The following is a 13,808-nucleotide window of genomic DNA, read 5'->3' as shown; positions in this document are numbered from 1 at the left end:
GCGCTATGATCAAATCAAAATATGGGGGAGGAAGCGTCATGTCAAACCTGGTCACGGAGATTACCGAAAAAATCCAGATGCTGAACGCAACAGAAAAACAGCAACTGCTACACATGCTGCTGCAGGACATCGACGGGCCCGATCAGGACGCCGATGAAGCGTGGCGCAATGAAGTCGTGCGGCGCGTGCAAGCCATTCACAACGGCGAAGCAGCCATTCGCGCATTGAAGGAATGGCAGGACTGACAGCGTTCAGTCCGTCTCACAAAGAAAAAACCGCGGCATGCCGCGGTTTTTTTACGCCGGTGGGCGCTGGTTTATTTCGCCGCCGCCTTCTTGGCAGGCGCTTTCTTGGCCGCCGGCTTCTTGGCCACTGCCTTCTTGGCGGCAGGTGCCTTCTTCGCCGCTGGCTTGGCGGCCGCCTTGCGCGCCGCCTTTACCGGTGCGGCTGCGCCGTCGACCGTTGCCTCGGCATCTGCGGCGCCATCGGCAGCGCCCGCCTTGACCTTGGCGCCCGGCTTGGCCTTGCGCTCTTCGAATTCGAAGCTGATCTTGTTGTCCTTGCCACGCACCAGGAACGCCTTGAACGCGCGCCGTGTGCGCTGCGACACGAAGCCCGGCAGCAGATCGGTCTTGCCCTCGTTGAGCAGCTTGCTCATCTGCTCAGGCAGGATCTCTTGCTGCAGGATGATGCGGCCGCTGCGGAAATCGCACGTCTTTGGCTTGGCCACGCTGTGTTCGCACACATAGGCCAATGGCATTTCGAACACGCCGCCGGTGCACTTCGGACACGGACCGACCGGCGTCTGGCCAGTAAAGTCCACGCCTTCGCCGTCGGCGCCTTCATCGTCCTGGCCAAAATCGAATTCGAGCTTGAAGTTCTTGATCTCTTCGTCGCGCACGATGCGCAGGATGGCGGCAAACGGGCGGCCCATTTTCGAGCGGAAGCCTTGCAGCGGGCCGATCGTGCGTTTTTCAAGCAGCTCTTCGACTTCGCTGATCTCGAACTGGCGGCTGCCCGGCGTCTTGCTCATCGAGAAATCGCACTTGGTGCAGGCAAAGCGGCGGTAGTTTTCCTTGACCACGTTCGCGCAGTTCGGGCATGGCGTGGTGAGCGTCGCGTAGTCGCCCGGGATCGTGTCGTTGCTGTATTCCTTGGCGCGCTTGACGATGATCTGGGTCATCTGGGCGATTTCACGCATGAATTCTTCACGCGAGATCTTGCCCTTTTCCATTTGCGAGAGCTTGAATTCCCATTCGCCGGTCAGTTCGGGTGCTGTCAGTTCATTCACACCCAGGCCGCGCAGCAAGGTCATCAGCTGCGATGCTTTGGCAGTCGGCATCAGCTCGCGGCCTTCGCGCAGCAGGTATTTCTCGGTCAGCAGACCTTCGATGATGGCAGCGCGCGTTGCCGGCGTGCCCAGGCCTTTGCCGGCCATCGCGTCGCGCAGCTCATCCGAGTCGATCAGCTTGCCGGCGCCTTCCATGGCCGACAGCAGCGTCGCTTCGTTGTAGCGCGCCGGCGGTTTGGTGACCAGGCCATTGGCTGTGATTTTTTCGGTCAGGACCTTCTCGCCCTTGGCCACCGGCACCAAGTTGGCGCCATCCTTGTCGTCGCCCAGGTCCTTGCCGTACACGGCCAGCCAGCCGGGGTTGGTCATGACCTTGCCCTCGGTCTTGAACTGGTGACCGGAGACTTCGGTAAAGCGCGTCGTGACCAGGAATTCGGCCGCAGGGAAGAACACGGCCAGGAAGCGGCGCGTGACCAGGTCGTACAGCTTCTGTTCCGGCTCGGACAGGTTTTTCGGCACGATGCCGGTCGGGATGATCGCGAAGTGATCCGAAATCTTGGTGTTGTCGAAAATGCGCTTGTTCGGCTTGACCCAGCCGCCCTTAGTCACTTGCTTGGCGAACTGATTGTAGTTATTGGTCTCGGCCAGTGCGACGAGCGTTTCCTTGACCGTGGCAATATAGTCTTCGGGCAAGTGGCGCGAATCGGTACGCGGGTAGGTCAGCACCTTGTGCTTTTCATACAGCGCCTGGGCCAGGCCCAGCGTGTTCTTGGCCGAGAAACCAAAGCGGCCGTTGGCTTCGCGCTGCAGGCTGGTCAGGTCGAACAGCGCTGGCGCCATCGACGTGGTCGGCTTGGATTCTTCGGTGACGGCGCCCTGCTTGCCGCGGCAGGCGGCGGCGATCGAGTCGGCTGCGGTCTTGCTCCACAGGCGCTCGGCGCGCTTTTCAGGGTCGTTCTCGTCCTTTTTAAACTTCTGGTCGAGCCAGCGGCCTTCGTAGATACCGGCGGCGCACACGAACTCGGCGCGCACTTCCCAGTAGTCGCGCGGGACGAATTTCTTGATCTTTTCTTCACGCTCGACGACGATCGACAGCGTCGGCGTCTGCACGCGGCCGACGGTGGTCAGGTAGAAGCCGCCCTCTTTCGAGTTGAACGCCGTCATGGCGCGCGTGCCATTGATGCCGATCAACCAGTCGGCTTCGGAGCGGCAACGCGCAGCATCCGCCAGCGGCAGCATTTCTTCGTCGCTGCGCAGATTGGCAAAGCCGTCGCGGATGGCGCCGGCCGTCATCGATTGCAGCCACAGGCGCTTGACCGGTTGCTTGGCCTTCGCGTTCTGCGCGATCAGGCGGAAGATCAGTTCACCCTCACGCCCCGCATCGCATGCGTTGATCAGGGTCGTCACATCCTTGCGCTTGATCAAACGATTCAACACCTTCAGGCGCGATTCGGTCTTCGCAATCGGGTTGAGCGCGAAATACGGCGGGATCATCGGCAGGTGCGTGAAGCTCCACTTGCCGCGCTTGACGTCGTGCTCTTCGGGCACGGCGATTTCGAGCAGGTGGCCAACAGCCGACGAGAGCACGAATTCGTCCGATTCGAAGTACTCATCGTGCTTGGTGAAGCCGCCCAGCGTCTTGGCGATGTCGTTCGCGACCGACGGCTTCTCGGCGATGATGAGGGATTTGGTCATAGTGTTTCTCGTCGTACTGTCTATATAGTGTGGGGCTTGCGCATCATACATGCTCGGGCCGGCGCCGGTGAAATTCTGGCCATCATGCCAGTTTGGTAACGTCCTGAATGAAGCGGCCAATGATAAGCGGGTTTTCGCGCTTCCGGCAAGGGGCCGCCCCACGCTGGTGCATTCAAACGGACAGGCCGGAAATACAAAACGGGGCGCGCAGCCCCGTTCGTTTATTACCATTATTGCACCAATTTTAGTGCAATAAACGCGGCTCCTGCTCGTCGTCGTCGCTGAACAGATCGTCGAACATCAGCGCGTCTGGCTCCTTGCCCTGACTCCACAGCACCATCAACACAATGATCTTGAGTTTGCTCAATGCAATGGGCGATTCGTCGCAGGCGAGCGCACGCTCGATGACGATTTCGCGCTGGATCGGGCCCAGGACCTTGGCGCTTTCGAGGAAGGCGATGAAGCCGATCGCTGCGCTGCCGAGCTCGATATATTCTTCGTCGACATAGTAACGGGTGCCCGTAGACGCATCGATCGTTTCGGGCAGCGGCGCGTCGGTCAACCCGCCCAGCCAGTCGAGCGCCTCCGTGATTTCGATGTCATCGAAACCAACGGCGGAGAGCTTGCGCGCCAGGGCTGCCGGCTCGGGGCAGGCGTCGGGACGGTAGTACGTCTCGTAGAGATAGACCAGGATGTCGAACATAGTGACGCTACTGTAGCAGCTAAACTTCGTGAGGCACAAGTGGAGCACGCCAGCCACGCCGCACCACGGAAAAACCGTTGTATCCAAGCCTTGTTCAATAAGCCAGCTTATTAATAATGATTAAAAACAAGCACATACCATTCGCATAATACGAATCGGGAAGCATGACCCCGCTGTCATGGTCGGTCATAAATATGCCCTGCCACGACGCTGTCAACGCCAGATGCGCTGCACCCGCCCACCCGGCAACCGGGTAACGACACCGGCCAGTTCCAGCTCGAGCAGGCGTGCGCCAAGCATCCCCGGATCGAGCGCCAGGCGGGCCAGCAGCTCGTCGAGCGCGACCGGTTCGTGGCCCAGGGCGTCAAGCAGGATGGCGTCGTCATCCGATGCAGGCGCAGCAGCATCGACCTGCGGCAACCCTGCCAGCGGGGACACCCGCATGGCCATCAACACATCGTCCACCGTCTCGACCAGTTGCGCGCCTTCGCGGATCAGGCGGTGGCAGCCCTTGGTCAGCGCCGAATGGATGGAACCGGGCAACGCGAACACCTCGCGGCCCTGCTCGGCTGCCAGTTGCGCCGTGATCAGCGAGCCCGACTGCGCTGCCGCCTCGATGACCAGCACGCCCGCCGCCAGGCCGCTGATGATGCGGTTGCGGCGCGGGAAGTTGGCGGCCAGCGGCGGCATGCCCAGCGGATATTCGCTGACGATGCAGCCTTGCGCGGCGATCCGGTGCGCCAACTCCCGGTTGCGCGCCGGATAGACGCGGTCCAGGCCCGTGCCGACGACGGCGATCGTCGAGCCAATGCCGCGCAGCGCGCCCTCGTGCGCCGCCGTATCGATCCCCAGCGCCAGCCCTGACACCACGCACAGCCCGGCGCCGGACAGTGCGGCGGCGAACGACTCGGCATCCACCCTGCCCTGCACGCTGGCATTGCGGCTGCCCACGACCGCGACCATCGGCTGCGCCAGCAATTCCACGCGGCCACTGACATATAACAGCAGCGGCGGATCGGGAATCTCGGCCAGCGCCGGTGGATAGCGTGGATCGTGGCACGTGACGAGATGGTGGTCAGGCGCGGCCAGCCAGGCCAGCGTGGCGTCGATGAGGGCCGCCAGCGCGGGCGTGACGGGGGCGCAGATGGCGCGTGCCTGGGCCGGGGTGACGTGGGCGCCCAGGGCTTGCGGACCGGCGCGCAGGATGGCGCCGGGGGTGCCGAACACGGCCAGCAGCGCGTGCACGCTGCGGCGTCCTACCCCGGCGGCCTGTTCCAGGCGCAGCCAGTCGGCGATCGGGGTGGCGTGCTGGTCCGGCGTTGGGCGAGGGTCCGTGGCCTGCACGGCGGGGTTACTCCGGTGATTTGACCACGTCGCCGACTTGCACGGGCGCTGTCACCGTCATGATCAAGCCGTACGAGACGTTCTTGAACACGCGGAAGATGAACAGGCTGCCGTTTTGCTCGTCAGGCATTTTCAACTGGGCACGCCCCATGCCGAGGAAACCCCGGCTCGCCGGGTCGGCCACAGTCTTCCCGACATGATAGAGCTGCAGCACGGCGCCGACATCGAGTCCGTCAACCGCGCCCCGGTTGACAGTCACGACCTGGCTCTGGCCGGCATAGGTCACGCCGGCGTAAATGGACATCACCCGCGCATCGACCGGTTGCAGCGGCGCATGCGGCACATAGTTGCGCACCGGCGTGGGTGGCTGCGGCACCAGCAGGTCGCCCACGCCCATTTCGCGCACGGTGTCGACGACCTGGAACGTGTGCGCATCGACGCCGGGGCCGGCCGGGGTGACGAGCTTGACGCTGCCCAGGAAGGCCGCTTCATGCGCCATCACCTTGCCGGTCTGCGGATCGCGCAACACGGTGCCGGGGCGGAATACCTGATATACGGTATCGCTCGTGAGCGCGCCATGCACGTACACGCGGTCGCCCTTGCCGAGATAAAAGCGGCCTTCCTGCGAGGCGACGATGCGCGGCGCGCCGGCCAGCTCGTCGGCTTCGACCACCAGCGGCTGGGTCAGGTACGGTTCGATGGCCCCGGCGGGGATCGACGGCACCGCGCCCTGGCCATTGCCTTCGCTGCGCACCTGCGGCGACAGGCGCGTCAGCGGCGGCTGGCCACGGCCATCGCCGTCCTCGCCGGGCCGGTTGAACGACAGGCGGCCGCGCGCGCGGTCGAACCAGATCACCTGGCCCGGATAGATCCAGTGCGGGTTGCGAATTTCATCACGGTTCATGCCCCAGACCTGCGGCCAGCACCATGGGTTACGCAGGAACTTGCCAGAAATGTCCCAGAGGGTGTCGCGCTTGACGACGACGTGCTTGTCGGGGGCGTCGGGGCGGAATGCGCAGGCCGCCGACGGGGTGGCAGTATCCGTCTGGGCAACGGCGGCGCCGCTCACGGCGCAGGCCAGCAAGGCCACCGCTGCAGCATGGGCCATGACTGTGCTAAAATTTTTCATTGAAGACGTCCGTTAAGTCCGGCGTTAAGACAGCGTAAATCCGAATACGATTGCAGGCCGCGCGCGCAGTGCGCCCGGCCGCGGCGCCAGAAGCATCACGACGTACCGCTCCCCGCCCACGGAAGGGTTGCTGTATAGAATCAAATTCTGCACACAATTGCCTGAACTAGCAAGACAAACCGGCGTTTGTCCTGTGGGGCGTGTGGCGCATTTGCTGTCTGAAATTGCCCGCGCTCCAGCACCCCGTCAACCGCACCCACCTCTCGAAATCCGAACTGATCATGGCCCTACTCGACATCCTTCGCTATCCCGACCCACGCCTGCACAAGATTGCCACGCCCGTGACCGAATTCGGCACCGAGCGCCTGCGCACGCTGGTTGCCGACATGGCCGACACCATGTATGACGCGCCCGGCGTTGGCCTGGCCGCGAGCCAGGTGGACGTGCACGAGCAAGTCGTCACGATCGACGTCACCGAAGCGCAGGACGACCTGATGGTGTTCATCAACCCTGAAATTACCTGGTCGAGCGACGAGCGCGCCGTGTACGACGAGGGCTGCCTGTCGGTGCCGGGCGTCTACGACGGCGTCGAGCGGCCATCGCGCGTGAAGGTGCGCGCCTTCGATCTCGAGGGCAAGGAATTCACGGTCGACGCCGATGGCCTGCTGGCCGTCTGCATCCAGCACGAAATGGATCACCTCAAGGGCAAGGTGTTTGTCGAATACCTGTCGCCGCTGAAACGCAACCGCATCAAGGCCAAGCTGCAGAAAGAAGAGCGGGGCCTGGCGCGCGAAGCGGCCCAGCGCGGCGCGCGTCGCTGATGAAAGTCGTCTTTGCCGGCACGCCGGAATTTGCCGCCGTCGCCCTGCGTGCGATCCACGAAGCCGGCTTCACCGTGCCGCTGGTCCTGACCCAGCCTGACCGACCGGCCGGACGCGGGATGCAGTTGCAGGCTTCCAGCGTCAAGCAATACGCGCTGGCGCACGGCATGCCGGTCGCGCAGCCGCTGTCGCTGCGCACCGACAGCAAGGATCCCGAGCGCGCCGAACAGGCACGCGCGGCCCACGCCCAGCTGCTGGCGCTGGACTATGACGTGATGGTGGTGGCGGCCTACGGCCTGATCCTGCCGCGCAGCACGCTCGACATCCGCCCCTGCATCAATATTCACGGCTCGCTGCTGCCACGCTGGCGGGGCGCGGCGCCGATCCACCGCGCGATCGAGGCGGGTGACGTGGATGCCGGCGTGACCATCATGGAAATGGAAGAAGGCCTCGATACCGGCCCGATGCTGCTGATGGAAGGCTTGCCGATCGAGGCCACCGACACCACCGGCACGCTACACGACAAGGTGGCAGCGCTGGGCGCACGCATGATCGTCGAGGCGCTGCACAAGATGGCCGCTGGCGGGCTGGTGGCCACGCCGCAGCCGGATGTTGGCGTGACCTATGCGGCCAAGATCACGAAAGAAGAAGCCAGGCTCGATTTCGCGCTGCCGGCGGACGTCCTGGCGCGCAAGATCCGCGCGTTCAATCCGTTCCCCGGTGCGAATGGCGTGGTCGATGGTGTGGCGGTCAAGATCTGGCATGCCGACGCCGTTGATGGCAGCGGCGCGGCGGGCCAGGTGCTGCAGGCGGATGCGGGCGGAATCGTGGTGGCGTGCGGTGGGGGCGCACTGCGCCTGACCGAGCTGCAGAAACCGGGCGGCAAGCGCCTGGCGGCGGCGGAATTCCTGAAAGGGTTTGCGCTGGCGGGATTGAGGTTCAGTTAACTAAGCGCCTGCTCCGGATACGACAAGGCAGCCCGCGGGCTGCCATTTTTGTCTTCACGCCGTGAAAAAGGCGCCTCGCCGACGCCTTGCAACTGCTTACTCTGCCTGCGAATTACGCTGGGCATCCATATGTTCACGCAGAACCTGGTTGATGCGGGTCTGATAGCCAGGACCTGCGGTCTTGAACCATTCCAGCATATCCACATCCAGACGGATCGTGACGATCTGTTTCACACCATTACTGGCGACTTGCGGCTTCGACGATGCTGCTGAGTCCGGGCTGCTGTCAATTGGCTGATCCCAATCCGGTCGGTATTCTTTGTTCATGCGTAATCCCATCTGTTCACGCCACTCGCGGTGGCTTGACTTCATTGTCGTCTCACCATGTAACGTAAAGATTGCTGCTAAGTCGCGAATTGTAACGCCATGTAACACATGCCGTGTTACATACAAAAGGATACATACATGGGTCCGACTTTCAGCGATATCAACGGCTTGGCGTATAATCGTAGACCGCCCAACAGGCTCCATCTGTCAAGCCGCCCTCCTCGAAAGACCTCACCATGAACGCCCGCTCCAACGCCATCTCGCCGATCGAAACCCAGCTGCGTGACATCCTCTCGCGCCGTATCATGATCCTGGATGGCGCGATGGGCACGATCATCCAGCAGTACAAGCTCGATGAAGCGGCGTACCGGGGCGAGCGGTTTGCGACCTTTGCCGCACCCGAAGGCAGCGGCGCGCGCGAATTGTTCGTCAAGGGCAACAACGAGCTGCTGACGCTGACGCAGCCGCAAATCATCCAGGAAATCCACGAGCGCTACCTGGCCGCTGGCGCCGACCTGCTCGAGACGAACACGTTCGGCGCGACCGGCGTGGCGCAGGACGACTATCACATGGCCCACCTGGCCTATGAGATGAATGTGCAGGCCGCCAAACTGGCGCGCGCTGCCTGCGACAAGTACTCGACGCCGGACAAGCCGCGCTTCGTCGCCGGCGCGCTCGGCCCGACCCCCAAGACCGCCTCGATTTCGCCCGACGTGAATGACCCGGCGGCGCGCAACGTGACGTTCGACCAGCTGGTTGCTTCGTACCATGAGCAGGTGCGCGGCCTGGTCGACGGCGGCGCCGACGTGCTGCTGGTCGAGACGATTTTCGATACCCTGAACTGCAAGGCGGCGCTGTTTGCCATTGACCTGTACTTCGACGAACACCCGGACGTGCCGCGCCTGCCCCTGATGATCTCGGGCACCGTGACCGATGCCTCGGGCCGCATCCTGTCGGGCCAGACCGTGCCGGCCTTCTGGAACTCGGTGCGCCACGCGAAACCGCTGACCATTGGCCTGAATTGCGCGCTGGGCGCCGCCCTGATGCGCCCCTACGCGCAAGAGCTGTCGAACATCGCCGACACGTTCGTCTGCATCTACCCGAACGCCGGCCTGCCCAACCCGATGAGCGATACGGGCTTTGACGAACTGCCCGCAGACACGTCCGCGCTGCTGCGCGAATTCGCCGACGCGGGCTTCATCAATATCGCCGGTGGCTGCTGCGGCACGACGCCCGAGCACATCAACGCGATCGCGACCATCCTCGAGCAGCACGCGCCGCGTAAGATCCCCGAGATCCCGGTCGCGATGCGCCTGTCGGGCCTGGAGCCGTTCACGATCGACGAGTCGTCGCTGTTCGTGAACGTCGGCGAGCGCACCAACGTGACGGGCTCGAAAGCGTTTGCGCGCATGATCCTCAACGAGCAGTTCGACGAGGCGCTGTCGGTCGCACGTCAGCAGGTCGAGAACGGCGCGCAGGTCATCGACATCAATATGGACGAAGCGATGCTCGACTCGCAGGCGGCCATGACGCGCTTTTTGAACCTGATCGCGTCGGAACCCGATATCTCGCGCGTGCCGGTGATGATCGACTCGTCGAAGTGGTCGGTGATCGAAGCGGGCCTGAAGTGCGTGCAGGGCAAGGCGATCGTCAACTCGATCTCGATGAAGGAAGGCGAAGAAGAATTCATTCGCCAGGCAGTCCTGTGCCGCCGCTACGGCGCGGCCGTGATCGTGATGGCGTTCGACGAGCAGGGCCAGGCCGACACCTTCGCGCGCAAGACCGAGATCTGCGCGCGCGCTTATAAAGTGCTGACCGAGCAGGTGGGCTTCCCGCCCGAAGACATCATTTTTGATCCGAACATTTTCGCGATCGCGACCGGCATCGAAGAACACGACAACTACGCCAACGACTTCATTCAGGCGTGCCAGTGGATCCGCGACAACCTGCCGTACGCGAAGATCTCGGGCGGCGTGTCGAACGTGTCGTTCAGCTTCCGCGGCAACGATCCGGCGCGTGAAGCGATCCACACCGTGTTCCTGTACCACGCGATCAAGGCGGGCCTGACGATGGGCATTGTCAACGCCGGCATGGTCGGCGTCTACGACAACCTGGCGCCCGAACTGCGCGAGCGCGTCGAGGACGTCGTGCTCAATCGCCGCAAGGACGCCACCGAACGCATGATCGAGATCGCCGGCACCCTGAAGGCCGGCGGCAACAAGCAGGAACAGAACCTCGAATGGCGTGAAGCGACGGTCGAACAGCGCCTGGCGCACGCGCTGGTGCATGGCATCACGCAGTGGATCGTGGAAGACACCGAAGAAATGCGCCAGCAGGTGCTGGCCGCGAACGGCCGCCCGATCCACGTGATCGAAGGCCCGCTGATGGATGGCATGAACATCGTCGGCGACCTGTTCGGCCAGGGCAAGATGTTCCTGCCGCAGGTGGTGAAATCGGCGCGCGTGATGAAGCAGGCCGTGGCGCACCTGGTGCCGTTCATCGAAGAAGAAAAGGCGCTTGAAGAAGCGCGCACCGGCATCGTCTCCAAGCCGAAGGGCAAGATGGTGATCGCCACCGTCAAGGGCGACGTGCACGACATCGGCAAGAACATCGTCTCGGTGGTCATGCAGTGCAATAACTTCGAGATCGTCAATATGGGCGTGATGGTGCCGTGCGCCGACATCCTCGCGCGTGCCAAAGAAGAAAACGCCGACATGGTGGGCCTGTCCGGTCTTATCACGCCATCGCTCGAAGAAATGGCGCACGTGGCGCGCGAGATGCAGCGCGATCCGTACTTCCGCGACCGCAAGATGCCTCTCCTGATCGGCGGCGCAACCACCAGCCGCGCGCACACGGCTGTGAAGATCGCACCGTTCTACGATGGCCCAGTGGTGTACGTGCCGGATGCATCGCGTTCGGTGTCGGTCGGCCAGTCGCTGGTCACGGACGACACGCGCGACGCCTACATCATCGAACTGGCGCAGGACTACGAACGCATCCGCATCCAGCACGCCAGCAAGAAGGCGCTGCCGATGCTCACGCTGGAACAGGCCCGCGCCAACAAGGCGCGCCTCGATTTCGCACCGGTGAAGCCGAAGTTCATTGGCCGCCGCATCTTCAAGAACGTCGACCTGGGCATGATCGCGCGCTACATCGACTGGGGCCCGTTCTTCCAGACCTGGGACCTGGCCGGCCCGTTCCCCGGCATCCTCACCGACGCCGTGGTGGGCGACGCCGCGAGCAAGGTGTTTGCCGAAGGCCAGGCGATGCTCAAGCGGATCATCGAAGGCCGCTGGCTGTCGGCCAACGGCGTCATCGCGCTGCTGCCTGCGAACACGGTGCATGATGACGACATCGAAATCTACACCGACGAATCGCGCTCGCAAGTGGCGCTGACCTGGTACGGCCTGCGCCAGCAGGGCGTGAAACCCATGGTGAACGGCGAGCAGCGTCCGAACCAGTGCATCGCCGACTTCATCGCGCCGAAAGACAGCGGCGTTGCCGACTACATCGGCATGTTCGCCGTGACGGCCGGCCTGGGCATCGAAAAGCACGAGCAGCGTTTCGAAGCAGCGCACGACGACTACTCGTCGATCATGCTCAAGTCGCTGGCCGACCGCCTGGCCGAAGCATTCGCCGAATACCTGCACGAACGCGTGCGCACCGACCTGTGGGGTTACGCCGTCGGCGAAGACCTGAGCAACGAAGCGCTGATCGCCGAAAAATACCTGGGCATCCGCCCCGCCCCAGGCTACCCGGCCTGCCCGGAACACACAGTCAAAGCCGACATGTTCGCCACGCTGCAAGCCGAGGAAATCGGCATGCAACTGACCGAGTCCTACGCCATGTATCCCGGCGCCGCCGTCTCCGGCTTCTACCTGGCCCACCCCGACTCAAAATACTTCGTCGTGGGCAAGATCGGCAACGACCAGGTCGACGACATGGCCACCCGCCGCAACATGGACAAACAAGAAGTCGAACGCCACCTGGCCCCCAACCTCTCCTAAACCCCAATTAGGGTCAGAGTCGAATTAATTAGTAATTTTTCTTGAGATCACTAATTTTAATTAGGGTCAGAGTCGAATTATTGAGCAATTGCTCTCTTTGACAACGGGCTCGACCATTCGGAGCCATGCGGATTGGAAAAGTTGTCAAACAATTCGACTCTGACCCTCATTGTTGGGCAATTGCTTTTCTGTGGCGGGATGCGAAACGGGCCGGCAGTTTCCTGGCGGCCCGGTCGGGTGATGCTGCTGATGGCGTTAGATGGCGTAGCGTACGACCTTGTCGCTCCATTCGAATGCAGCCACCTCGAGTTCGGCCAGGTCGTCGCCGTCGAAGGCCAGTGACTTCAGGCCGGCGAGCATGTCGTCCTGCTCGTCGTCCATGCGCTCGATCGATTCAGCCAGCTTGAGCAGCTCGCCAAAGAAGCCGGTGCGGTTCAGGAGCGCGGCGCGCACTTCGTCGATCACGGGGATCTGTTCGACGATGTCGCGCATCGGGATGCAGAACAGCGTGTCCATCAGCGACATCATGCCGACCGTGAACGCAATGTCGGCAACGTTGCGCTGCGCCGGGCGCATGCGCTGGGCCAGCAGCTCCATCAGGCGCGCGCGGGTCGTGGCCAGCATCAGGAGCGGGCTCTGGCTGTGGCCGCGCACGTCGGGCTCGGCAAACAGCAGGATCTGCAGCCAACGCTGCAACTGGCGCCGGCCCAGCAGGTTCAAGGCCTGGCTGATCGATTCGATGCGGCGCCCTGCCCCCACCGCCGGCGTATTCACCAGGCGCAGCAGGTTCAGGCCAATCGTCACTTCGCGTTTGACCACCTGCTCGATCTCGGCATTGTCGGCATCCGACATGATCAGGTTCATCAGGTCAAGCACCGTCGTCTGCGACGGCGACAGCTTGCGCCCGGCGATCACCGATGGCTTGGCAAAGTAATAGCCCTGGAAATAGTCGAAGCCGACGTCCAGGCAAGCCCGGTATTCGGTAAGGTTCTCGACCTTCGCCGCCACCAGCCGCTTTCCGGTGTTGCGCAGGCGCGGTGCGAGCGACAGCATCGTCACGAGCGGCAGCGCGCGCAGGTCCATCTTGACGAAATCGATCACGGGCAGAAAACGCGACAGCGCCGGGCCATGGGCCGACGCTTCGGCGGCAAAGCGAAAGCCGTGCGACGCCAGGTGCGTCATGCGCTCGATGACGTCGACATCGGGCTCGACCGAGCTGACGATGTCCAGCACCGTGCGCTCGCGCGGCATGAACGCGAACATATCGCTCATCAGCGCGTCCTTGTCGACATTGATGAACGCCGTCGCATCGCCAATCGCGCGTGGCAGGCCGAGCTGGGACGCATGATGGATGACGCTGGCGCTGGCCGACAGCCCGGACTCGAACTCCGCCGGCCCCTGGGCACTGCCGCGGAACAGCAATTCGTAGCCATACAATGCCTGGTTACGGTCCAGCACCGGCTGGCGCGCCAAAAAGAAATTGCGCATGCGCAGTGGCTGGGATGCCTCGTCGAGGCGGGCTGTATCGGTCATATCATTCTCAA

The 13,808-nt window shown here is 63.1% G+C and carries 10 protein-coding genes; 4 read left to right on the top strand and 6 right to left on the bottom strand.

Going from position 1 to position 13,808, the window contains the following annotated elements; translation table 11 throughout:
- Nucleotides 1-5 precede the first annotated feature (5 nt).
- Nucleotides 6-245: an addiction module protein gene (locus tag HD842_RS20355; RefSeq protein ID WP_229424866.1), complete on the top strand. Its 240-nt coding sequence runs from the start codon at nt 6-8 to the stop codon at nt 243-245.
- A gap of 71 nt (nt 246-316) precedes the next feature.
- Here HD842_RS20355 and HD842_RS20350 read toward each other — a convergent pair whose 3' ends face one another.
- The 4 genes from HD842_RS20350 to HD842_RS20335 all read right to left on the bottom strand — a co-directional run bounded on the left by HD842_RS20350 (nt 317) and on the right by HD842_RS20335 (nt 6,162).
- Nucleotides 317-2,986, bottom strand: a complete 2,670-nt coding sequence (locus HD842_RS20350) for a DNA topoisomerase III (RefSeq protein WP_183556728.1) — start codon at nt 2,984-2,986, stop codon at nt 317-319.
- Between the two features lie 244 nt (nt 2,987-3,230).
- The gene (locus tag HD842_RS20345; protein ID WP_183556726.1) at nt 3,231-3,689 is read right to left on the bottom strand and encodes a DUF494 family protein; all 459 of its coding nucleotides are present in this window, start codon (nt 3,687-3,689) and stop codon (nt 3,231-3,233) included.
- Between the two features lie 213 nt (nt 3,690-3,902).
- Nucleotides 3,903-5,033: a DNA-processing protein DprA gene (gene dprA, locus HD842_RS20340; RefSeq protein WP_183556724.1), complete on the bottom strand. Its 1,131-nt coding sequence runs from the start codon at nt 5,031-5,033 to the stop codon at nt 3,903-3,905.
- Between the two features lie 7 nt (nt 5,034-5,040).
- Nucleotides 5,041-6,162: a LysM peptidoglycan-binding domain-containing protein gene (locus tag HD842_RS20335; RefSeq protein WP_183556722.1), complete on the bottom strand. Its 1,122-nt coding sequence runs from the start codon at nt 6,160-6,162 to the stop codon at nt 5,041-5,043.
- Nucleotides 6,163-6,443: 281 nt separating this feature from the next.
- Between HD842_RS20335 and def the strand changes: the two genes are divergently transcribed.
- Together def and fmt are read left to right on the top strand one after the other, a co-directional pair.
- Nucleotides 6,444-6,983, top strand: a complete 540-nt coding sequence (def, locus tag HD842_RS20330; RefSeq protein WP_183556720.1) for a peptide deformylase — start codon at nt 6,444-6,446, stop codon at nt 6,981-6,983.
- Complete coding sequence (fmt, locus tag HD842_RS20325) at nt 6,983-7,930, top strand: methionyl-tRNA formyltransferase (protein WP_183556718.1); 948 nt, start codon at nt 6,983-6,985, stop codon at nt 7,928-7,930. Before def ends, fmt begins: the two co-directional genes overlap by 1 nt.
- Before the next feature lie 96 nt (nt 7,931-8,026).
- Here the strand turns inward: fmt and HD842_RS20320 are convergent, their stop codons facing one another.
- Nucleotides 8,027-8,302 (bottom strand): BrnA antitoxin family protein, encoded by a 276-nt coding sequence (locus tag HD842_RS20320; protein ID WP_229424865.1) that lies wholly within the window; start codon nt 8,300-8,302, stop codon nt 8,027-8,029.
- A gap of 191 nt (nt 8,303-8,493) precedes the next feature.
- Here HD842_RS20320 and metH point away from each other — a divergent pair, with 191 nt between their 5' ends.
- Nucleotides 8,494-12,264, top strand: a complete 3,771-nt coding sequence (gene metH / locus HD842_RS20315) for a methionine synthase (protein ID WP_183556716.1) — start codon at nt 8,494-8,496, stop codon at nt 12,262-12,264.
- Nucleotides 12,265-12,519: 255 nt separating this feature from the next.
- Here metH and HD842_RS20310 read toward each other — a convergent pair whose 3' ends face one another.
- Entirely contained in the window at nt 12,520-13,797 is a 1,278-nt protein-coding gene (locus HD842_RS20310) for an EAL and HDOD domain-containing protein (RefSeq protein ID WP_183556714.1), read from the bottom strand.
- Between the last annotated feature and the right edge of the window lie 11 nt (nt 13,798-13,808).

Origin of the sequence: Massilia aurea, assembly GCF_014200505.1 — a bacterium.
Lineage (GTDB): Bacteria > Pseudomonadota > Gammaproteobacteria > Burkholderiales > Burkholderiaceae_D > Telluria > Telluria aurea_B.
The sequence above is the reverse complement of the archived record's forward strand: the minus strand, read 5'-3'. Positions and strand labels throughout refer to the sequence as shown.

Coding starts and splice junctions, on each gene's coding strand:
- def (WP_183556720.1), top strand. CDS start 6,444: ATGGCCCTACTCGACATCCTTCGCTATCCCGACCCACGCCTGCACAAG.
- HD842_RS20335 (WP_183556722.1), bottom strand. CDS start 6,162: ATGAAAAATTTTAGCACAGTCATGGCCCATGCTGCAGCGGTGGCCTTG.
- HD842_RS20310 (WP_183556714.1), bottom strand. CDS start 13,797: ATGACCGATACAGCCCGCCTCGACGAGGCATCCCAGCCACTGCGCATG.
- HD842_RS20355 (WP_229424866.1), top strand. CDS start 6: ATGATCAAATCAAAATATGGGGGAGGAAGCGTCATGTCAAACCTGGTC.
- metH (WP_183556716.1), top strand. CDS start 8,494: ATGAACGCCCGCTCCAACGCCATCTCGCCGATCGAAACCCAGCTGCGT.
- fmt (WP_183556718.1), top strand. CDS start 6,983: ATGAAAGTCGTCTTTGCCGGCACGCCGGAATTTGCCGCCGTCGCCCTG.
- HD842_RS20345 (WP_183556726.1), bottom strand. CDS start 3,689: ATGTTCGACATCCTGGTCTATCTCTACGAGACGTACTACCGTCCCGAC.
- HD842_RS20320 (WP_229424865.1), bottom strand. CDS start 8,302: ATGAAGTCAAGCCACCGCGAGTGGCGTGAACAGATGGGATTACGCATG.
- HD842_RS20350 (WP_183556728.1), bottom strand. CDS start 2,986: ATGACCAAATCCCTCATCATCGCCGAGAAGCCGTCGGTCGCGAACGAC.